Genomic DNA, 21,496 nt, shown 5'->3' with positions numbered 1-21,496 from the left:
GGAACAATATGTTGGATGTTTATCTTGCAATAACAGTATTATGGGGATTTGTGTTCATCTATGCTGTTATGGCCACAATGGATTTTGGCGCAGGATTTTGGTCGATGTTCTACATTAACGGTAGAAAAGCAACAGCAACAAGCATTGCTAACCGCTACCTATCCCCGACATGGGAGGTAACCAATACGTTTATTGTAGCACTTGTTGTTGCCGTCTACAGTCTTTTTCCGAGAGGTGCCTACACGCTGGGTACAATATTATTAGTACCAGGGAGCCTAATCTTATTACTGCTTTCAATCCGCAGTGCGTTTTTGGTCTTTTCTAATATAGCTGAAGAGTACAAAAAGCCACTTACATACATTTCTGGTATTTCAGGTATACTCATACCAGGATTATTAATTAGTGTACTCCCCATTACTCATGGAAACTATGTGGATTTCTCAGGGAACCGGCAAACCTTAGATTTAGCTGGAATGTTTACGAGCCCCAATGAATATGCTTTTTTCGGATTTGCCCTAACAAGTACTCTATTCCTATCCTCACTTCTATTAGCGGACTATTCCAAAGCCTCTGAGGAATTCGAGGCTTACCGGGTCTATCGGAGAGATGCATTGTTTATTGGTCCCATTTCTTTAATAATGGCATTTCTAATTATGTTTACATTAAAAAATGAGGCAGCTTGGATTTATGGAAAAATGATGAAAGACCTTCCACTACTTTACCTATCACTTGGTTGCTTTTTAGTCGGTGGGCTTGGCTTATTGTTGCCATCTCAAAAGACAAAGACACCAGGCTGGCCTCGACTATCTGTTATTGCCATAACTGCACAATATTTAGTAGCCAGTTATGTATATGGCAAGGCGCATTTGCCTTATATCGTCTATCCTGAAGTGACGATTCATTCTGCTTTTACTGACCCTAATTCTTTTCGGGCTATTTTTATTACTTATATTGTTGGTTTCGCCATTTTGTTTCCTGGTTTTATTTACTTTTGGAGCTTATTTATGAATGATAAACGCTATTTAAGACAAAGCAAAACAAGCATTCCTAAAAAGTAATATCCCTATTCTGGCAGGCATGTTTTCCATGAAATCATCAAATGCTATTCCTGTATCTTAAAATCCAATAAGGAGTGATACTTTCAATGGCTAAAGATGTGTTATGTGAAGTAAATAACTGTTCGTTTTGGGCGAAGGGAAATAGATGTAGTGCGGATCAAATTTATGTAGTCAGCCATACTGGTGATACAGCTGATAATAATAGGGAAACGGATTGTAAAACATTTGAACCAAGCGGATTATCTTAATCGAGGATAAAAGAAGAACCAGCCGACACGTAGGCTGGTTCTTTCGTATTAGAATTGAAAAGTCTTTTTGGTTAGAAGAATCTCATTAAGTCTCTTCTCATTTACATTAAAACCAATACCTGGTTGATTCGGTACGGTAATAAATCCATTTTCCACGACAACTTCCGGAGTGATGATGTCTTCCTCCCAAAAACGGTTCGATGCACTGATATCTCCTGGTATGGTGAATCCAGGAAGGGAAGCAAGCGCAATATTGTGAGCACGAGATACACCAAATTCAATCATGCCGCCACACCAAACAGGGATATCTCTTTCATAACAATAGTCATGGATTCGTTTGGCCTCATACAGTCCTCCCACTCGTCCCACTTTGATGTTGATCACCTTACAGCAGCCGAACTCGATTGCCTTTCTTGCATCTTCAAAACTGACAATGCTTTCATCCAAACAAATGGGAGTCTTCAGTTCTTTTTGAAGCAAGGAGTGTTCTAGAATATCATCTTGTGCAAGCGGCTGCTCAATCATCAGTAGATTAAAATCGTCTAGGGCTTTTAAGCGGTCGATATCTTCTAATGTATACGCAGAATTAGCATCCGCCATAATCGGGATGTCTGGGTAAAAACGACGAATTTCTGACAGGAAGGAATAATCCTGGTTCGGATGAATCTTAACTTTAATACGCTGATATCCTTCATCAAGATATTGTTCAATCTGTTGTAATGCTTTTGAAGTTGAATCTGTTGCTACTACCACACCTGAGGCAACCTGTAAGCAGGTTCCGCCAAGGATGTTTGACAAAGAGTATGAGTGAATTTTCGCATATAAGTCCCATAAGGCCATTTCTAATGATGCCTTTGCCATATGATTTCTTCTAATAGAACGAAAAAGGGTATGAATATCCTCCGGGTGGATAATTGGATGTTTTTTCAATATTGGAATGAAAAAATCCGTTAACATATGTAAGCTGGTTGAAACTGTTTCTTCTGTGTACCATGGGGATGAAAAAGCTACACCTTCCCCATACCCTGATATCCCCTCTTTATTTGTTACCTTTACAATGATTCCTTCTCGAGTGTCAACGGTACTTAAATGAGTTAAAAAAGGAGATTTTAAGGGCATCTGAATGACAAAAAGTTCAACTGACGCAATCTCCATCATATGTCCTTTCCTTCTTTCAGCCATTCTCTGAGATTTCTTCGCAGTAATTTTTTTGCAGCATTTCTTGGGAGACTTTCGGTAAAATAAAATGCTTTTGGAACCTTATATTTTGCTAGGTGCTGCAAACAAAACTGTTTGAGATCATCCACCTCTACTTTTCTGCCTTCCCTACATACTATAAACGCAACGGGTACCTGTCCCCACTTCATTTCCTCTACCCCGGTTACACCAACTTCGGCCACATCCGAATGGGCGAGCAGGACCGATTCAATTTCAGCTGGATAAATATTTTCTCCCCCTGAAATAATTAAATCAGAACGTCGGTCGATTACAAATAAAAACCCTTCCTCATCCTGATAGCCAATATCTCCGGTATAAAACCAACCATTGCGAACCTTTTCTTCTGTGGCATCCGGTCTATTTAAATAGCCAGGAGTAACATTGGGTCCTTTAACAACAATTTCTCCTACCTCCCCTGCTTCAGCTTTCCGACCGTCCTCCAGCCTGATTTGAAGCTGTGCCGGGAACAAAGGCTTACCTGCCGAACCAAGCTTAGTTAAGCTATATTCGGGGGAAAGTGTCACGATTTGTGAGGAGGACTCCGTCATTCCATATGTTTGGAATACAGGTATATCCTTCTCCAAACAAGATTTCAATAATGGTAACGGTGCAGGTCCTCCGCCCAGTAGCATACAGCGAAAAAGAGGGGGGAGACGCCTCTCCTGCAGTGTATCAACAATCCTGGTTAGCATGGTTCCTACGACAGACATGATGGTGACTTTTTTAGTGGTAATATCTTCAATCGTTTGTTCCACATCAAAGCTTTCATGTAATACAATAGGCATGCCATAGATGACACTCCGCATTAAAATGGAGAATCCGCTGATATGAAACAGTGGAACCGCACATAACCAGCAATCACTATCCATAAATCCTAAATTTAATGCGGATCCCACCGAACTCCACCAGTGGTTCCCATAGGTTTGTATAACTCCTTTTGGATGACCTGTTGTTCCTGACGTATACATGATCGTACAGGTATCTGATAAGTTGATTTCCTCCTGTATTACGGGAGTTTTTGCTTCCACGTTAAACAAGCCACTTTTTGTCATTGTAGCTAGAGATGGTATTTCGATTCTTATGGCTTGTTCTATATCTGAAAACGAGTCTTCAACAAGGAGAAAGGCTGCTTTTGAATCCTTCAATTGCCATACTAATTCTGCTGGTGTTAAACGGTTATTCAAAATAACTGCTTTTACCCCTAATAACTGAAGGGCAAACAAGATCACAATGGTATCTAGATGATTTTTTAATAAAACAGCTAGGTAATCATCTTTTTGCACTCCTAGTGCCTGAAGCTGCCCTGCAGCCTTAAAGGAACGTTCATAAAGTTCTTTAAAGGTTAAGGTCTGCTCGTTAAAATAAACTGCCGTCCGATCCGGCGTTAAAAAAACTCGTTTCTTTATGAAGTTAGGAATAGTCTCGTATTGCATTAAATCATCGCCTTCATTTTTTCTATTAGGCTTTGTTAAAATTGTCTGATGATTTCCGCTCCAGGCTCGAGCGGTCCGTGGGCGTTTCGGCGAGCCTCCTCGGCGCTTGCGCCTGCGGGGTCTCCCCTGAACCGTACTCCCACAGGAGTCTTCGAGCCTTCCGCTCCAATCAACAGAGTATAAAAATCAACAATGTTTTTTAACACAGCCTTCTATTAAAAACAGCCTGATGGGGAACCATCAAGCTGTAAGCAATTTTTGATCAAGGAAAACGTGGGAATTGGCCGAAATCAGGTTTACGTTTTTCCTTAAAGGAATCACGGCCTTCTTTTGCTTCATCCGTTGTATAGTAAAGTAATGTTGCGTCACCAGCGAACTGCTGTAGACCGGCTAAGCCGTCAGTATCAGCGTTCATTGCTGCCTTCAAGAAACGAAGCGCAGTTGGACTCTTCTCAAGAATTTCATTACACCATTGAATGGTTTCTTCTTCGACTTTCTCAAGCGGAACTACTGTATTTACAAGTCCCATATCGAGGGCTTCTTGTGCATTGTATTGACGGCATAAGTACCATATTTCACGGGCCTTCTTATGTCCGATAATTCTTGCAAGATAACCTGATCCATAACCAGCATCAAAGCTACCCACTTTAGGACCAGTTTGTCCAAATCTAGCATTATCAGCGGCAATCGTTAAATCACATACCACATGAAGAACATGTCCTCCACCAATTGCATATCCCTTAACCATCGCAATGACTGGCTTAGGAATCACTCGAATTAAGCGTTGAAGATCAAGAACATTTAAGCGTGGAATTTGGTCTTCTCCCACATATCCGCCATGTCCACGGACCGATTGGTCTCCTCCAGAACAGAATGCCTTATCACCAGCACCAGTTAATACAATAACCCCAATACTTGAATCATCACGTGCAAACGCAAATGCATCGATTAATTCCGATACGGTTTTCGGTGTAAACGCATTATGTACGTGCGGACGGTTAATTGTAATTTTTGCAATCCCGTTATATGTTTCATATAAAATCTCATCATATTTACGTCCTGCAATCCATTCTACTGTCAAAATGATATCCTCCTTTATTATGTATTAAGAAAGTCACTTACTATTGTACCAAACTTTTCTTTTTCTTCCACATGAATTGCATGTCCACTGTTTTCAAAAGTCATCCATGTTCCGTTTTTTAACTCTTTGACCATTTTTTCCGCTAGTAAACAAAACTTAGTATCTTTTTTACCAGTAAGCAGCAGGACATCCATTTCTAGTTCGTTCAACCTTCCCCACCAAGAAGGCTGTGACCCTGTGCCCATGCCTAACAAGCTATTCGCAAGCCCTATGGGAGAATTGTTTAAACGTTGGCCTCTTATGGATTCATTGATTGACTTAGGCAAGCTCTTCATGGTCGAAAATAAGGGAATCTCCTCCCAGTAATCGACAAATGCTTGAATTCCACGGTCTTTTATAAAATTTGCAAGTTCAGCATCTTTCATTCGGCGAAGTTCTCTTTCAGTCTCTGTTAATAGTCCTGGAGAGGCACTTTCTAAAATCAACTTACGAACTCTTTCAGGAAAGAGTATAGCAAAGGTAAGGGCAAGTCTGCCACCCATTGAATATCCAAGCAGATCTACTTGGTGCACCTCAAGATGTTCGAGGAGCTTGTTTAAGTCATGAGCAGCAGATTCTATATAATACCGCTCTATTTCTTCAGGGGACTCCGTTTTCCCATGTCCAATAATGTCAGGAAGGATTAACTTAGAACGCTTACACCAATCCTCAAGAAAAGGAGTCCAGGTTGTTACATCTCCCGTAAATCCATGTAAACAAACTAAAGGAAACCCATTCCCATAAACATCGACATGATAGGTAAGCCCTTCCACCACTACATTCATTAACGAGCTCCTTTGACAAATTCTGATATTTCCTGGGAAACAGAACGCCAAATTCCGCGGTGCTCATCACGATTTTTTTCTCTGTTCGTTGCCACCTCGTATACATTAATACCAAACTGGTGAACTGATTTTTTCATTTCCAATTCAAACTGATCCCAATTCTGGATTTTTGAAAAGTTTCCATTAAACATGCGAACGGCGTGCTCAAATTCTATGTTTAACGGTGTACCAAACAATAGTTCAAAATTCTTGGGGTGTTCTGACTGTGGAAGGAATGAAAAAATTCCGCCCCCATTATTGTTCACTAGGATAATATGGATATTAATATTGTAAAGTTTTGCTGCAATAAGACCATTTAAATCATGGAAAAAGGTTAAATCTCCTAACACGAGATATAATGAATCAGCATACAAGGCAGCTCCTAATGCTGTGGACACAGTACCATCGATTCCGTTAGCACCTCTGTTAGCCATGATTTTAATGGATTTACCATTATTATGAAAGAAACTATCTAAGTCGCGAATCGGCATGCTATTCCCAACAAAAAGAGTTGAACCTTCCGGCAATAAATCTGCTAATTGGTAAAACAGACGCCCCTCACTTAATTCTGTGATATCTCGTATTTGGGTCATATTCGATTTCGTCAGCTCGTTAACCTTACGCCATTCTTCTAAAAATGAAGAAGACACTTTGCTTTCATTAAAGCTAAGCAACTTCTCACAAAATAATGTTTCATTACAAAAAATCATTTCAGTAGATAACGATGCAGGGTCACGCCAGCCTCCACCACCATCGATTACATATTGCTCCGCTTCATGATTTTCTTTTAAGAAAATCGTTAATGCTTTCGAGATCGGCATTGCCCCGAATCGAATCACGACTTCCGGCTTCAGAAAGGTTTTGGCATCTTCATTTCGTAAAAACGTATCGTACGTTTCAATTATGTTTTCATGACTATGTTCCCCGCTTCTTAATTGAGATAACGGGTCTGCCAATATTGGAAAGTTTAACGAGGTGGAAAGTTTGGTCACAGCATCAGCAAAATTTGTGTCTTCGAGATTCCCACAAACAATGATGCCTCTCTCTTTTCCCATTAACTTTTCTGCCATTTCTTTAAAATACTCATCATCTATAGTTAATTCGCCATTATGAACCTTCACATATCCTTTTGGCCGTTCTGTTAATTGGAACAGATTTTCATCCAACTTAGGGATAAGCGGTTCCCTAAATGGAAAATTCAAATGGACTGGTCCAGATGGTGCCCCTGTTGCTATAGCCGTGGCGCGAGCACAGACTGTCCGGGCGTAACGAATCATTTCGTCACTATTCTCTGGTAAGGCCATTTCCGCAAACCACTTAACATGTTTTCCATATAAATGAATTTGGTCAATTGCCTGTGGGGCACCCACTTCCCTTAACTCATGAGGTCTATCTGCAGTCAGCACAATTAAAGGCACCCTAGAGTAGCGAGCCTCAACAATAGCTGGAAAATAATTAGCTGCAGCAGTGCCTGAGGTACAAAGAATGGCTACCGGTCTGTTTGTTGCTTTTGCTATTCCTAAGGCAAAAAAAGCCGCTGATCGCTCATCCACATGGATATGAACCTTTAAATCAGGGTGTTCCGCCATCACCATCGCCATGGGGGTAGACCTTGAGCCCGGGCTTACAACAACATCTGTTATCCCTGAAGAAAATAGTTCTGCAACAAAGGCAGCAATATATGCGGTTAAAGCTTCTTGATGATTCATATTATTGTCCTCCAAGAGCTCGAAGCATGGGTCTAAACTTCAAACTCGTCTCCAAATATTCACTTTCTGCATTCGAGTCTGCAACCACACCACATCCAGCAAACAACGAAGCCTCTTTACCCTGGATTAGCCCAGAACGTATCGAAACTGCAAATTCACCATTCTGCCTATAATCAACCCAGCCTAACGGAGCAGCATAAAAACCACGGTCTAAATCCTCCACCTGTCTAATTTTTTCAACTGCCGCCTCTTTCGGTAACCCTCCGAGTGCAGGAGTAGGATGAAGCCGTTCAACTAATAACAATAAGGAAGCAGCAAAATTACATTTTCCAATTACTGGTGTGTACAAGTGTTGAATATCTCTAATCTTCATTAACTGCGGCTTAGCTGGAAGAATGATTTCTTCACATGATTCTTCTAGGGCTTCCTTAATCATTTCCACCACATAACTATGCTCGATTAAGTTCTTCTGATCGTTTAATAAGGTGTCACCTAAAATTCGATCTTCCTCTTCGGTCTTACCCCTTGAAATAGAACCAGCAAGACATGTAGAGTACACTTCTGTCCCTTGTTTTTTAACAAGCCTCTCTGGTGAAGCACCGATAAAGCAATCCCCATTCGACTCAAAAGCAAAAATAAAGCTTTCATGCTGCTGGTTGTACAAATTATTCAGTACAACCTCAGCCTCTACTAAGTCGTTAAAAACAAGTCTCAATTCACGAGCAAGAACAACCTTTTTTAACGGACCATTTGTTAACTCATTCACAACTCCATCAACAGTGCTTTTCCATTTTTTAGGTAGTATCTCTCTTTTTTCAACTAATGCACTAGATAGTGGTTTAGATTTCCGTTCTAAAGAATGTAATAGTTGATTTCTTTCTTCAAGAATCTTGTTGAATAAAGACAAGTCATCATGTGGTGTACAAATTGTGTTAATCGTTAAAAAGGCCTTTCCATCAACAATACTTAATAAGTATTTAGGAATATGAAATAAGGAATCCGCAAATTTAGACCAGAGCTCGGTTTTTTCTTTATAAGGGTCAAATGAAAAACCACCGAACATAACAGGACCTGTACCGATCTCGTTAAAGTCGTTATAAATAAGGCTATCCTTTAAGAAGTTTTTCCACTCCTTCTCAACAAGAAAAAAGCGGTCAGTAGCCTGATCCGACTGAATTTGTTTAGAAATCCCAAGTCCAATAAGTATGACCTCATTTGTAGGATCCTTCCAGAAAAAACGTTCCCCTTGGTAGCGGTCTTTTCCAGCATTAAAAAATTGTAGTGGGTGAATCATGTCCATTTGATGAACTTCACTTATTAAAATCGGTCGACCGAGTTCTTTCGCACGATTAACAGCCGAAAGACCCCTTTCCATTATTTCCGTTTCTTGAATGGTAACCAAACAAATCCCTCCAAAACAGCCGAAATGACTGTTATCCATTCATTTTAAGCTTTATATAAGATACTATTCCCATTGTAAAGAAGTCAATATTACTTGTCACTACTAAAACTGCCTTCATTCCTTATTATATATCAAATTGTCACCTTTTGGGTGAAAACGGATTTATCATTACTTTCATTGTCCCACGAACCAACTAATAATAGTCGAACAGGTATTATCTTCTAGTTTTGATAGCAAAAATTAATTGACACTATTACTGGAATTCCATACACTTAGTTTTGGACATAAACCCATACAACACTACTAATTGAACTTCATATAGAGAATAAATTTAGAAAAGGGAGAGAATAATATGCAGCCAAATATAAAGCAGAATTCGAAACCTGTCGTAGAATCAAATCGCGGCATTCAAGTTTGGTGGCAAATGACCCGTCCGCATACATTAACTGCTGCTTTCGTACCGGTTTTACTAGGTACTGCACTTGCATTAAAGTTAGGCAACATTCACTTTGGGCTATTTTTAGCCATGTTAATTGCTAGTTTATTAATTCAAGCAGCTACGAATATGTTTAATGAGTACTTTGATTTTAAACGCGGCCTTGATAATGAACATTCAGTTGGAATTGGCGGATCTATTGTCCGTGACGGAATTAAGCCAAAGACAGTTATGCAAATTGCTTTAAGCTTATATGGAATAGCCCTTTTATTAGGAGTGTATATTTGTTTGAACAGCAGCTGGTGGCTGGCAGCAGTCGGCCTCATTTGTATGGCAGTTGGCTATCTATATAGCGGTGGTCCATTACCGATAGCTTACACACCATTTGGTGAATTATTTTCAGGATTTTTCATGGGAATGTTAATTATTCTAATTACTTTCTTTATCCAAACAGGGACTGTTTCCAAGACAAGTATCCTTATTTCCATCCCAATATTAGTGTTGGTTGGCGCGATTAATTTTTCAAATAACATACGTGACCTTGATGGGGATAAAGAAAATGGCCGTAAAACATTAGCCATTCTTATTGGAAAAAAGAAAGCCATCCGCTTATTAGCTGTCATGTTTATCTTTTCTTACCTTTGGATTCTGGGGCTTATCATTAGCAATGAAGCACCAATTTGGACAGCAGTTGTTATACTGAGTGCACCGAAGGCAATCAAAGCAATCAAAGGCTTTATCGAAGGTACGCTGCCAATTCAAATGGCACCAGCAATGAAGGCAACTGCCCAAACCAATACAATTTTTGGATTTTTATTAGCGATTGGGATTTTTATCGGACATTATATTTAAATAAAACAAAGAAAGCTTCTGCCATTTTAGCAGAAGCTTTTTTGTTAAATTGATTTAATTCCCCATATACCATCCGCGTACTCTCGAATGGTTCGGTCACTCGAAAAATAACCTGCATGAGCAATGTTCGTTAAACTCATTCTTTGCCATCTTAAAGGATCAATAAACGCTTCTCCAACAGAACGCTGAATATCAGCGTAGGAAGCAAAATCCTTCAAGACAAAATATTGATCGTTTTCCTCAAGTAATGAATCAAAAATAGGCTCAAATTCGTTGTAGACTCCAGGAAAAAATCCGTTTACCAGTTGATCGACTGCCTGGCGAATTCTAACATCATGGTGATAATAGTCAACGGATTGGTATCCTCCATGTTGATAATAATGGAGAACTTCTTCTGCACTTAGACCAAATGTAAAAATATTTGAGTCGCCCACTAATTCCTTTATTTCAATATTTGCACCATCTAATGTCCCTACCGTTAATGCACCATTGATCATAAATTTCATATTTCCCGTACCTGACGCTTCTTTGCTTGCTGTTGAGATCTGTTCACTTACATCTGCAGCAGGAAAGATTTTTTCAGCTAAAGAAACACGATAATTCTCAAGGAAAATGACTTTCAAGCGGTCATTCACTTTTGGGTCATTATTTATTTTTTCAGCCACCGTATTAATTAATTTGATAATTTTCTTTGCATAATAATACCCCGGAGATGCTTTTGCTCCAAAAATAAATACTCTTGGTACAAGCGAAAAACTGGAATCCTCTCTAACCTTATTATAAAGGTGCATAATATGTAACACATTTAACAATTGACGCTTGTAGGCATGAAGTCGTTTTACTTGAACATCGAAAATTGCCTGTGTATCCACAGCAACTCCCGTTTTATCAAGGATAATATCTGCCAGTACCTGCTTATTTTCATTTTTAATTTTAAGGAGCTGCTCTAAAAATGCGGTATCATGTTGAAAATTAAGTAAGCTGGAGAGTTCTGTTCCTGAATAAGTCCAGGATTCCCCAATTGACTCAGTGATAAGGGTTGATAATTTCGGGTTGGCTTTGAGGAGCCAGCGGCGGTGTGCAATTCCGTTTGTCTTGTTATTAAACTTTTCAGGATATAGCTGATAGAACTGATTCATCTCCCGCTGCTTTAAAATCTCCGTATGCAGCTTTGCCACACCATTGACACTAAAGCTTCCGACAATAGCTAAATGAGCCATTTTCACAAAATCATCTGCAAGGATTGCAAGTCCCCTGATTCGCTCCCAATCACCTGGCGTTTGATTCCATAATTCCCTGCAGAACCGTTCATTAATTTCTTCAATAATCATATAAATCCTAGGTAGTAAGGGCTGAAAAATATGGATTGGCCATTTTTCCAAGGCTTCTGATAAGGTTGTATGATTGGTATATGAGATCGTATTTTGAGTGATTTCCCATGCCTGTTCCCAGTCAAATCCTTCTTCATCAATGAGGATTCTCATTAACTCTGGAATAGCAAGTACTGGGTGAGTATCATTGATATGAATACAAATATGTTCATGTAGTTGATGTAAGCTCGTATGTTGTTTTCTGTAGCTTTTAATAATGGATTGGATACTAGCTGAAACGAGAAAATATTGCTGTTTTAATCTTAAAATTTTCCCGTCATCATGCGTATCGTCCGGATATAAAAACTCAGAAATCAATTCGGTTTCTCGCTTATATTTTAAAATATCCTTATGAAAAGGAAATTGCGAGGGTTCCGCATTCCAAAGCCTTAAAGTATTAATGGTATTTGACTTATATCCTATGACAGGCATATCATGAGGCACAGCTGTAACGGTTTCCGCATTTAGATGTTGAAAGACCAGACGTCCATTTTCCATTTTGGCTTCCACCTTACCCCAAAATGGAATTTTTACAGCATAGTCTACTTTCCTAATTTCCCAAACATTACCGCTCCGCAACCATTGCTCAGGCAATTCCACTTGATAGCCATCCACAATTTTTTGTTCAAATAACCCATGTTTATACCGAATTCCGTGACCATGCCCCGGAAGGTTAAGGGATGCTAAGGAGTCTAAAAAGCAGGCGGCTAATCTACCTAAGCCGCCGTTTCCTAGACCCGCATCTGCTTCTAATTCTTCTAACTCTCCCAGGTCGATTTCCAGTTCTTGCAGACCTTCTTGGACAGTTTCTTCGATCCCTAGATTGATTAAATTTTGCCTTAGTAGCTTTCCTAATAAATATTCAATGGAAAGATAATATACCTGCTTACCTGGGGCAGCAAGGTACCGTTCGTTTGTTGCAATCCAGTCATTACTCACATATTCACGAATCATATTCCCTAGTGTTTGATAGTGGTCTCTATTCGAGCTATCTGAGAAACTCTTCCCACACAGCATCTCAAGCCTCTTTAAAAAGGTCTTCTTAAACTCAGTTGTACTAGAAAACATGGGTTTCACTCCTTGAGATGAGCTCCGCGTAGAGCTGGTTATATCGGAATGCGGACTGTGCCCAGCTATAATCCATTTTCATTGCTTGTGTGACAATGGTTTCCCATACATCACGGTCATGAAAAAAGCTAATCGCTCTTTGAATAGTATAGAGCATGTCATGTGCATTAAAGTTTTTAAAAGAGAATCCATTTCCTTCACCAGTAAATTCATTCCAGGCATGGACTGTATCGTTTAAGCCCCCCGTTTCACGGACAATTGGTACTGCGCCATATTTCATAGCAATCAACTGGCCGAGTCCGCATGGTTCAAACAAGGATGGCATTAAAAATAAGTCTGCGGCTGCATACAACTTATGGGCAAGCTCTTCATTAAAACCAATATGAACTTTTAATTTTTCAGGATAAATACGGGCAACCTGTCTCAAATGTTCTTCGTATTCGTAATCCCCAGTGCCAAGAAAGATGATTTGGATATCTTCTTGTAAAAGATCACGCAGCACACATTTCACTAAATCAAGTCCCTTTTGCTTCGTTAGCCTTGAAATCATTACGAGTAAAGGAGTTCTTGAGCTTTGTGGCAGGTCAAACCGTTTTTGAATCTCACTCTTATTTATTGATTTTTTTTGGTGAGTATTCGCTGTATAGGTTTGGTAAATCATTTCATCTTTCGCTGGATTGTAAAAGTCCTCGTCTATTCCATTTAGAATACCTAGGAGATCTTCATTTCTCTCCCTTAGAAGTCCATCCAGTTTTTCACCAAAGACTGGCGTTTGAATCTCCTCTTTATAAGTCGGGCTTACAGTGGTGATTTTATCTGCTGCAACCAGTGCACCCTTCATAAAGTTAACATTGCCAAAAAACTCTAAGCTGTTTGGACGAAAGACTTGATAGTCGAGTCCAAGTAAATCACCAAGCACCTCTTTAGGAAATATACCCTGAAATTGAAGATTATGAATCGTAAACATCGTTTTAATAAGACCGTACCCTTTTCTCTTGTAATATTCAGTTCTTAATAGAAAAGGAATCATCGCTGTATGCCAATCATGACAATGCATGACATCTGGGAAGAAATTCAATTGAGCGATGGTTTCAAGTACCGCCCGATTAAAATAGGCAAATCTCTCGCCATCATCATAATAGCCATAGAGGTTTTCCCGCTTAAAATAGTATTCATTATCTACAAAATAATAGGTAACACCTTGATGAGTAAGCTCTTCAACGCCACAATATTGATTTCTCCAGCCAACAGGAACAGTAAATTCTTTTATCTTTTTCATTTCCATTTTATACTCTTCAGAAATGGTTCCATACTTAGGTAATATTACTCTTACATCTGTTCCTAAATTTTTTAGTTCTTTAGGAAGTGAACCAGCAACATCTGCTAGACCTCCAGATTTCGCAAATGGACCACACTCCGAAACAGCAAATAATACTTTCACGAGTTCATCAACGCTCCTTGTTTCGTCCCTTTTCGAATCACATATGGGGAAAGAGCAGTTCCGACTAAGTGGGTTCCTGCCTCTACTCTCACATCTTTATCTAGAATAACTGAATCTAGATAACAATTATCTTCTATATGGCATTTCTGCATGATAATACAGTTCTTAATCACTGCCCCTTTACCGATCTTAACTCCACGTGAAATGATACTATTTTCAACATGACCCTTAATTAAACAGCCATTTGCAATCATTGCGTTTTTCACTTCTGAGCCTTTTACATATTTGGTCGGAGGTTCATCCTTTACCTTTGTAATAATCGGCTGTTCTTTGATAAAGAGTTTTTTCCATATATCAGGCTGCAACAGGTTCATGCTAGTTGAAAAGTAGTTTTCAATGGAATCAATCATTACCGCATGACCCTCATAATTATAGCGGCAGATTGTGTAGTCATTATGTAGATCATTTACTACATCCTTCATACACGTATATCCTGTTTCATTTCTTGTTTCAATTAGCTTTATTAACAAAGAGGTCTTAATTAAATACATCTCCATTGGACGGCCGTCTTTATGATGGATTTCAGTGATATCACATCCATTTTCACTATGCCAATTAAGAACAGAATGAAAGGTCATGTTGAAAACGGTATAACAATTAGAAATAATTGCATATTCTTGGGTGCTTCGATAAAAGAAGTCCAAATTCGCGGCAAAATGCTCAAAGGATCCAATTTTATTTCCATCATTATCAACAATCGGAGACGGGAAAAAGAAAAGTCCATCCCGCTTTCGATTTAGGTCCCAGTTTTTCCCTGAACCAAGATGATCCATAAGCGAGCGATATTGCATTTTTGGAAAAATGGCTACACTTCGGATCCCTGAATTTACCATATTTGATAACACAAAATCTATAATTCGGTATCTGCCTGCAAAAGGTAGTGCAGCTAGTGAGCGGTGGGTTAATAAATCTTCTAAATCCTCATGGTAAGTAGTGGCATCAATGACGCCTAAAAGCTTTCTTTTCACTCCGAAACCCTCCAATTAATAAAATGGGAAACGCTTTTTCAAGGGGGCTACTTAGCCCCTTGAAATTAATTAAAAAGCAGGATACAGTCCGCTTATCATTTCGTTCGTAACTAAAACAATCTCACCATCAAAAGAACGAATCACTGTTCCGTCTGGTACATGAACATCGCATGGAACAATCGCTTTTTCAATCAAGCAATTATTTCCGATTGTGGCATCTGGCATAATAACAGACTCTTTAATAATAGAGCCGCTTCCCACCGTCACCCCTTGGAATAATACAGATTGCTCGATTTCACCTTCAATCGTACATCCCTCGTTGATTAGTGATTCCTTAACCACTGCATTTGGTGATATATATTGTGGAGGTTGGTTCGGATTGACAGAGTATATTCTCCAGTCATGATCAAATAAATCTAGGTCACAATCCTCTCCTAACAAATCCATGTTTGCTTCCCAAAGACTTTGAACTGTTCCAACGTCCTTCCAATACCCTTTAAATGGATAAGCAAATAATTTCTTATTTTCCTCTAATAGCATCGGAATGACATCTTTACCAAAATCATGGCTTGAATCAGGATTTCGTTCGTCCATTTCTAAAAATTCCTTTAGGACATTCCAGCTGAAAATATAAACACCCATGGAAGCAAGATTGTTCTTTGGATTCGCTGGTTTTTCCTCAAACTCTACTATTCTCATATCCTCGGTTGTATTCATGATGCCAAATCGACTTGCTTCGACCCAAGGCACCTCGATTAAGGAAATCGTTACATCTGCCCTTTTTTGAATATGATAATCAAGCATACTTTCATAGTTCATTTTGTAGATGTGGTCCCCGGAGAGGATTAATACATATTCCGGCTGATATTGCTTCAAATAATTTAAGTTTTGATAGATGGCACTTGCAGTACCTGTATACCACTTTACTTCTGAAGACTCACTGTAGGGTGGTAAAACAGTAACTCCGCCATCTTTACGATCGAGGTCCCATGCACTGCCAATTCCAATATAAGAATTTAACAGCAAGGGTTGGTATTGAGTAAGAACACCGACCGTATCTATCCCAGAATTAGCACAGTTGCTTAGCGTAAAATCTATAATTCGGTATTTACCACCAAATGGTACCGCTGGCTTTGCTAAATCCTTTGTTAGTGAATTAAGTCTGCTCCCTTTCCCTCCTGCTAATAACATGGCTACGCACTTTTTCTTTGCCATTTCCTTTTCGCTCCTTCCGTTTTTTAACCGGTCTAATTATTTGAAAACCGAATGCGGGAATGCTGATGTTAATTGAGTATGTTTGACCATGGAATGGTTCTTCTAACGCGAAAATGGTCTTTTTGTTAACCATTCCCGTTCCACCGTATTCTTTTTGATCACTAGTAAAGATTTCTCGATACTCTCCTGGTAGAGGGACACCGACTTTATACACCGGGTATCTAGCACCAGTAAAGTTGCAAATAATGATTAAATGATCCTCTTCTTTTTTACCCTTTCGAATAAAGGAAAAGATTGATTGATGACTGTTATTCGCATCAATCCATTGAAACCCTTCGTGTAGATGATCCAGTTCATAAAGGGCTTTTGATCGCTTATACACCTTTGTAAGCACCTTGACATAGTCATTTAAGCTCCGGTGCATGTCATAGTCCATTAAGTGCCAATCAAGTTGTTCTTTATCTTTCCATTCGGCAAACTGCCCAAATTCAAATCCCATAAATAAAAGTTTTTTTCCTGGGTGGGCAAACATATAGCCGAGGAGAAGCCTTAATTGAGCAAATTTCTCCCAATATTCACCTGGCATCTTATCTAGTAACGATTTCTTCCCATGAACCACTTCATCATGCGAAAAGGGGAGCATAAAGTTTTCTGAAAAAGCATATAAAAGTGAAAAAGTGACTTTTGAATGGGCCTGCTGCCTTGAATATGGAGGGGTTTCCATATATTCCAGCATGTCATTCATCCAACCCATATTCCATTTGTAATCAAATCCAAGACCGCCATAATGAACGGGTGCTGTAACTTGTGGAAAATCAGTTGAATCCTCACCGATCATTAAAAAATGTGGATCGTATTCATGAATTTCTTGATTTAATTTCTTTAAAAAATTTATTCCAAATGGATTCTCACTCTTACCGTTTGAAGCATTCGGCCAATAAATGATATTTGCCACCGCATCCATTCGGAAACCATCAATATGGAAATATTCCATCCAATACCGAGCATTTGAGATGAGGAAACTTTGTACTTCTCCCTTACCAAGGTCAAAGTTTGCTGTACCCCATACAAGATTTTCTCTATCGCATTCATGCATATAAGAATAGATATGAGTACCATCAAAGCGATAAAGTCCGTGAGCATCTTTACAAAAATGTCCTGGTACCCAATCAAGAATGACACCAATACCATGTTGATGACATTGGTCTACAAAATGTCGAAAGTCATCTGGTGTTCCATACCTTGAAGTGACTGAGAAATAACCTGTACCTTGATAACCCCAAGAGTCGTCGAGCGGGTGCTCGACAATCGGCAACAGCTCTATATGAGTAAAGCCATGCTCTATAACGTATGGTATTAGCTCTGAAGCTAGTTCTTGATAAGTTAAGTATTCATTGTTGGCTTTCTTCTTCCAGGAACCCATATGGACCTCATAAATGATGGCTGGTTCAGATAGGAAGTTCTTTTTTCCTCTACGATTCATCCAATGATTATCTTGCCACTTATAGTTATTTAGTGAATAAACGATCGAAGCCGTCATTGGTCTTATTTCAGAATAAAACGCGAATGGATCTGCCTTTAACAGTCTTTCTCCTGTTTGTGAGAAAATTTCATACTTATAAAGTCTTCCTGTCATGTCTTGCTTCAAGATTAGAATCCAAACGCCTTCATTGTTAACCCTTTGTAATTCATACCCTTCACCATTCCAGTTGTTAAAATCCCCTGCAAGTCTTACCTGATGGGCATTAGGGGCCCATACGCAAAAGCGGGTGTATACCTGATCGGAATTCTTGAAGATATGAGCGCCAAAGAGCTGATGACTTTGAAAGAAGTTTCCTTCATGAAATAAGTGCAGCTGATAATCTGTAGGAAATAACGTGTTCACTGTCATGGCTATCCTCATCCCCATTGAAAATATGTATTACAAAGACCAATTATAATTCCAATTGGGTGATATGCCTTCAAAAACTTTTTTATCTTTTCTGACAATTGGTGCTGAAAACCGCTATAAAGAGGCAGTTTTCAGCAATATTCAACACCAAACGACAAATAATCCATCGTGAATCGACAGGAATCTTTAAAGTTTTTTTGATTTTTTTTATAAAAAACCTTTAAAAAAATTATTTGATTTATATCACTTTAAAGGAATGAATTTTCAGAAAATCCAGTGTTATGTAAGCGTTAACAATTTTTATTCGGGATAAAAATCCACTAAATTGTTATTTTATTATAATATTTTTACGTGTTATTAAGTGAGTGATTGTTAAAATAGATTAAAGGGACCTTTTAGCTAGTGCGTGAGGAAATAGTCACGAAATGGAAAGATGGACTTTTAAAGCTGCTCTTGTAAAATCTGGGGGATCTATACGTTGTGCGATAATGTCTAGAATGTAGCAATTGGTAATGGACATGTTGTCTACGTTACCCTAATGGTTTTTTGGGCTTTGTTCGGTCACGTAAAGGTGTCTACGTGACCCATATGATTTTTTTCCTCTGCGCTCGGTCACGTAGGAACGGTCTACGTTACCCATATGATTTTTTTTCGCTGTGTTCGGTCACGTAGGAACGGTCTACGTTACCCATATGATTTTTTTTCGCTGTGTTCGGTCACGTAGGAACGGTCTACGTTACCCATATGGCTGGTTGACGTTATGTTCGGTCACGTAGGAGACATATACGTTACCCATATGGTCTTCTACGCTGTAATCGTTACCGTAAAAAATCCATCTTAAACAATCAATAATCATAATCCAGCTTCTTCTAAAAAAGAACACAAAAAAACTGATGACAATGTATCATCAGTTTTTTTGTATGACCCCTACGGGATTCGAACCCGTGTTACCGCCGTGAAAGGGCGGTGTCTTAACCGCTTGACCAAGGGGCCGATAATTAAATTATATGGCAGAGAAGAAGGGATTCGAACCCTCGCGCCGGTTACCCGACCTACACCCTTAGCAGGGGCGCCCCTTGAGCCACTTGGGTACTTCTCTACATGGCTCCGCAGGTAGGACTCGAACCTACGACCGATCGGTTAACAGCCGATAGCTCTACCACTGAGCTACTGCGGAATAATATATGGTGGGCCTAAATGGACTCGAACCATCGACCTCACGCTTATCAGGCGTGCGCTCTAACCAGCTGAGCTATAGGCCCATAATATGGAGCGGGTGATGGGAATCGAACCCACTACATCAGCTTGGAAGGCTGAGGTTTTACCAGTAAACTACACCCGCAAAATAAATGGGGCGACTGATGGGAATCGAACCCACGAATGCCTGAACCACAATCAGGTGCGTTAACCACTTCGCCACAATCGCCACAATAAAAACACTATTAAATTAAAATGGTGGCTCAGGACGGAATCGAACCGCCGACACAAGGATTTTCAGTCCTTTGCTCTACCGACTGAGCTACTGAGCCAACAAATGGCGGTCTGGACGGGACTCGAACCCGCGACCTCCTGCGTGACAGGCAGGCATTCTAACCAACTGAACTACCAGACCATATTGCGGGGACAGGATTTGAACCTGCGACCTTCGGGTTATGAGCCCGACGAGCTACCAGACTGCTCCACCCCGCGACGGTAAAAAATATTTAATTTAGAGCATGAGCCATGTTTTAAGACCGCACCGATTTCGGAAAGTCTATTCAAGCAGCGGCTCAATCGTTGCGCTGTAGATAACTCGAGAAGCATATTCGAACGTGCTCCACCCCGCGACGGTAAAAATTAAGTTTTTAAAAAATAATATGGAGGAGGAAGAGGGATTCGAACCCCCGCGCGGTATGACCCGCCTGTCGGTTTTCAAGACCGATCCCTTCAGCCAAACTTGGGTATTCCTCCGTGTTAACGATTAAATTAATGGTGGACCTTGTAGGACTCGAACCTACGACCGGACGGTTATGAGCCGTCTGCTCTAACCAGCTGAGCTAAAGGTCCAAGATCTATAAATATATCTGGTAGCGGCGGAGGGGATCGAACCCCCGACCTTACGGGTATGAACCGTACGCTCTAGCCAGCTGAGCTACACCGCCAAATATACAATTTAATTAAGGTGGAGCCTAGCGGGATCGAACCGCTGACCTCCTGCGTGCAAAGCAGGCGCTCTCCCAGCTGAGCTAAGGCCCCATAATTATAGTAAGGATGGTCGGGAAGACAGGATTCGAACCTGCGACCCCTTGGTCCCAAACCAAGTGCTCTACCAAGCTGAGCTACTTCCCGTTAAAGTGCGCCCTGAGAGATTCGAACTCCCGACCTTTTGATTCGTAGTCAAACACTCTATCCAGCTGAGCTAAGGGCGCATATTAGTTTAATAAACTTAAGTGGTGCCGAGGACCGGAATCGAACCGGTACGGTAGTCACCTACCGCAGGATTTTAAGTCCTGTGCGTCTGCCAGTTCCGCCACCCCGGCACATCTGGAGCGGAAGACGGGATTCGAACCCGCGACCCCCACCTTGGCAAGGTGGTGTTCTACCACTGAACTACTTCCGCATATGATTTAAATGGTGCGGGTGAAGGGAGTCGAACCCCCACGCCTTGCGGCGCCAGATCCTAAGTCTGGTGCGTCTGCCAATTCCGCCACACCCGCATATTCATTTAAAATGGTGAGCCATGAAGGACTCGAACCTTCGACCCTCTGATTAAAAGTCAGATGCTCTACCAACTGAGCTAATGGCTCGAAAAAGGTGCCGGCGAGAGGACTTGAACCCCCAACCTACTGATTACAAGTCAGTTGCTCTACCAATTGAGCTACCCCGGCATAGGTATAAAATAAATATGGTGGAGGATGACGGGATCGAACCGCCGACCCTCTGCTTGTAAGGCAGATGCTCTCCCAGCTGAGCTAATCCTCCATATTACAGCCTGGCAATGTCCTACTCTCACAGGGACTTTCGTCCCAACTACCATCGGCGCTGAGAAGCTTAACTTCCGTGTTCGGTATGGGAACGGGTGTGACCTTCTCGCCATAATTACCAGACCATTTATTCGACACTATTTTATTATAATGTCTTTTTCATATTTTGCAAGAGGAAATTTTAACTTTTTCATTCCCTCAAAACTAGATAATGCAGAAG

At 40.2% G+C, this 21,496-nt stretch carries 14 protein-coding genes, 21 tRNA genes and 1 rRNA gene; 3 read left to right on the top strand and 33 right to left on the bottom strand.

Features of this window, described 5'->3' with window-relative positions:
- Positions 1-8 precede the first annotated feature (8 nt).
- Positions 9-1,058, top strand: coding sequence for a cytochrome d ubiquinol oxidase subunit II (locus tag RCG25_RS06270; protein WP_308082805.1), 1,050 nt, complete (start codon positions 9-11; stop codon positions 1,056-1,058).
- Between the two features lie 86 nt (positions 1,059-1,144).
- Complete coding sequence (locus RCG25_RS06265; protein WP_308082804.1) at positions 1,145-1,306, top strand: DUF1540 domain-containing protein; 162 nt, start codon at positions 1,145-1,147, stop codon at positions 1,304-1,306.
- 48 nt (positions 1,307-1,354) lie between these two features.
- Here RCG25_RS06265 and menC read toward each other — a convergent pair whose 3' ends face one another.
- From menC to RCG25_RS06235, 6 genes are all read right to left on the bottom strand, one after another.
- Complete coding sequence (gene menC / locus RCG25_RS06260; protein WP_374121064.1) at positions 1,355-2,461, bottom strand: o-succinylbenzoate synthase; 1,107 nt, start codon at positions 2,459-2,461, stop codon at positions 1,355-1,357.
- Complete coding sequence (locus RCG25_RS06255) at positions 2,461-3,957, bottom strand: o-succinylbenzoate--CoA ligase (RefSeq protein WP_308082802.1); 1,497 nt, start codon at positions 3,955-3,957, stop codon at positions 2,461-2,463. The genes menC and RCG25_RS06255 overlap by 1 nt, the downstream gene beginning before the upstream one ends.
- Before the next feature lie 262 nt (positions 3,958-4,219).
- Positions 4,220-5,038, bottom strand: a complete 819-nt coding sequence (gene menB, locus RCG25_RS06250; protein ID WP_308082801.1) for a 1,4-dihydroxy-2-naphthoyl-CoA synthase — start codon at positions 5,036-5,038, stop codon at positions 4,220-4,222.
- A 17-nt stretch (positions 5,039-5,055) separates the two neighbouring features.
- Positions 5,056-5,862, bottom strand: a complete 807-nt coding sequence (gene menH / locus RCG25_RS06245; protein ID WP_308082800.1) for a 2-succinyl-6-hydroxy-2,4-cyclohexadiene-1-carboxylate synthase — start codon at positions 5,860-5,862, stop codon at positions 5,056-5,058.
- Complete coding sequence (gene menD / locus RCG25_RS06240) at positions 5,862-7,610, bottom strand: 2-succinyl-5-enolpyruvyl-6-hydroxy-3-cyclohexene-1-carboxylic-acid synthase (RefSeq protein ID WP_308082799.1); 1,749 nt, start codon at positions 7,608-7,610, stop codon at positions 5,862-5,864. The genes menH and menD overlap by 1 nt, the downstream gene beginning before the upstream one ends.
- 1 nt (position 7,611) lies before the next feature.
- Positions 7,612-9,012 carry an isochorismate synthase gene (locus RCG25_RS06235; protein ID WP_308082798.1) on the bottom strand — a complete coding sequence of 467 codons (1,401 nt, stop codon included), beginning with the start codon at positions 9,010-9,012 and terminating at the stop codon, positions 7,612-7,614.
- A 352-nt stretch (positions 9,013-9,364) separates the two neighbouring features.
- Between RCG25_RS06235 and RCG25_RS06230 the strand changes: the two genes are divergently transcribed.
- On the top strand, positions 9,365-10,300 hold the full coding sequence (locus RCG25_RS06230) for a 1,4-dihydroxy-2-naphthoate polyprenyltransferase (protein ID WP_308082797.1): 936 nt from the start codon (positions 9,365-9,367) through the stop codon (positions 10,298-10,300).
- Positions 10,301-10,344: 44 nt separating this feature from the next.
- Here the strand turns inward: RCG25_RS06230 and RCG25_RS06225 are convergent, their stop codons facing one another.
- From RCG25_RS06225 to rrf, 27 genes are all read right to left on the bottom strand, one after another.
- A complete protein-coding gene (locus RCG25_RS06225) occupies positions 10,345-12,738 on the bottom strand; it encodes a glycogen/starch/alpha-glucan phosphorylase (protein ID WP_308082796.1) in 2,394 nt (797 codons plus the stop codon).
- Positions 12,728-14,179 carry a glycogen synthase GlgA gene (gene glgA, locus RCG25_RS06220; RefSeq protein ID WP_308082795.1) on the bottom strand — a complete coding sequence of 484 codons (1,452 nt, stop codon included), beginning with the start codon at positions 14,177-14,179 and terminating at the stop codon, positions 12,728-12,730. The genes RCG25_RS06225 and glgA overlap by 11 nt, the downstream gene beginning before the upstream one ends.
- The gene (locus tag RCG25_RS06215; protein ID WP_308082794.1) at positions 14,176-15,207 is read right to left on the bottom strand and encodes a GlgC family sugar phosphate nucleotidyltransferase; all 1,032 of its coding nucleotides are present in this window, start codon (positions 15,205-15,207) and stop codon (positions 14,176-14,178) included. Before RCG25_RS06215 ends, glgA begins: the two co-directional genes overlap by 4 nt.
- Positions 15,208-15,276: 69 nt before the next feature.
- Positions 15,277-16,422, bottom strand: coding sequence for a glucose-1-phosphate adenylyltransferase (locus RCG25_RS06210; RefSeq protein WP_308082793.1), 1,146 nt, complete (start codon positions 16,420-16,422; stop codon positions 15,277-15,279).
- Positions 16,364-18,313: a 1,4-alpha-glucan branching protein GlgB gene (glgB, locus tag RCG25_RS06205; RefSeq protein WP_308082792.1), complete on the bottom strand. Its 1,950-nt coding sequence runs from the start codon at positions 18,311-18,313 to the stop codon at positions 16,364-16,366. The genes RCG25_RS06210 and glgB overlap by 59 nt, the downstream gene beginning before the upstream one ends.
- A 921-nt stretch (positions 18,314-19,234) precedes the next feature.
- A tRNA-Glu gene (locus RCG25_RS06200) sits at positions 19,235-19,306 on the bottom strand.
- Between the two features lie 15 nt (positions 19,307-19,321).
- Positions 19,322-19,412, bottom strand: a tRNA-Ser gene (locus RCG25_RS06195).
- 3 nt (positions 19,413-19,415) lie between these two features.
- A tRNA-Asn gene (locus tag RCG25_RS06190) sits at positions 19,416-19,490 on the bottom strand.
- Positions 19,491-19,498: 8 nt separating this feature from the next.
- Positions 19,499-19,575 (bottom strand) — tRNA-Ile (locus RCG25_RS06185).
- 6 nt (positions 19,576-19,581) lie between these two features.
- A tRNA-Gly gene (locus RCG25_RS06180) sits at positions 19,582-19,655 on the bottom strand.
- An 8-nt stretch (positions 19,656-19,663) separates the two neighbouring features.
- Positions 19,664-19,739, bottom strand: a tRNA-His gene (locus tag RCG25_RS06175).
- Positions 19,740-19,766: 27 nt separating this feature from the next.
- Positions 19,767-19,842, bottom strand: a tRNA-Phe gene (locus tag RCG25_RS06170).
- 6 nt (positions 19,843-19,848) lie between these two features.
- Positions 19,849-19,925 (bottom strand) — tRNA-Asp (locus RCG25_RS06165).
- A 3-nt stretch (positions 19,926-19,928) separates the two neighbouring features.
- Positions 19,929-20,002: transfer RNA gene (locus tag RCG25_RS06160), tRNA-Met, on the bottom strand.
- 168 nt (positions 20,003-20,170) lie between these two features.
- A tRNA-Ser gene (locus RCG25_RS06155) sits at positions 20,171-20,263 on the bottom strand.
- A gap of 19 nt (positions 20,264-20,282) precedes the next feature.
- Positions 20,283-20,359, bottom strand: a tRNA-Ile gene (locus RCG25_RS06150).
- An 18-nt stretch (positions 20,360-20,377) separates the two neighbouring features.
- Positions 20,378-20,454, bottom strand: a tRNA-Met gene (locus RCG25_RS06145).
- Between the two features lie 21 nt (positions 20,455-20,475).
- A tRNA-Ala gene (locus RCG25_RS06140) sits at positions 20,476-20,548 on the bottom strand.
- Between the two features lie 16 nt (positions 20,549-20,564).
- Positions 20,565-20,641, bottom strand: a tRNA-Pro gene (locus tag RCG25_RS06135).
- A 6-nt stretch (positions 20,642-20,647) separates the two neighbouring features.
- Positions 20,648-20,721, bottom strand: a tRNA-Arg gene (locus RCG25_RS06130).
- Positions 20,722-20,743: 22 nt separating this feature from the next.
- Positions 20,744-20,832, bottom strand: a tRNA-Leu gene (locus RCG25_RS06125).
- Positions 20,833-20,837: 5 nt separating this feature from the next.
- Positions 20,838-20,912: transfer RNA gene (locus tag RCG25_RS06120), tRNA-Gly, on the bottom strand.
- Between the two features lie 12 nt (positions 20,913-20,924).
- Positions 20,925-21,009, bottom strand: a tRNA-Leu gene (locus RCG25_RS06115).
- Positions 21,010-21,023: 14 nt separating this feature from the next.
- Positions 21,024-21,099 (bottom strand) — tRNA-Lys (locus RCG25_RS06110).
- Positions 21,100-21,107: 8 nt separating this feature from the next.
- Positions 21,108-21,180: transfer RNA gene (locus RCG25_RS06105), tRNA-Thr, on the bottom strand.
- A gap of 18 nt (positions 21,181-21,198) precedes the next feature.
- Positions 21,199-21,274: transfer RNA gene (locus RCG25_RS06100), tRNA-Val, on the bottom strand.
- An 8-nt stretch (positions 21,275-21,282) separates the two neighbouring features.
- Positions 21,283-21,399 (bottom strand): 5S ribosomal RNA (gene rrf / locus RCG25_RS06095).
- Between the last annotated feature and the right edge of the window lie 97 nt (positions 21,400-21,496).

Origin of the sequence: Neobacillus sp. PS2-9 (genome assembly GCF_030915525.1) — a bacterium.
Taxonomy (GTDB): Bacteria; Bacillota; Bacilli; order Bacillales; family Cytobacillaceae; genus Neobacillus.
Note: the sequence above shows the minus strand (reverse complement) of the source record. Positions and strands in the feature narration are given on the sequence as shown.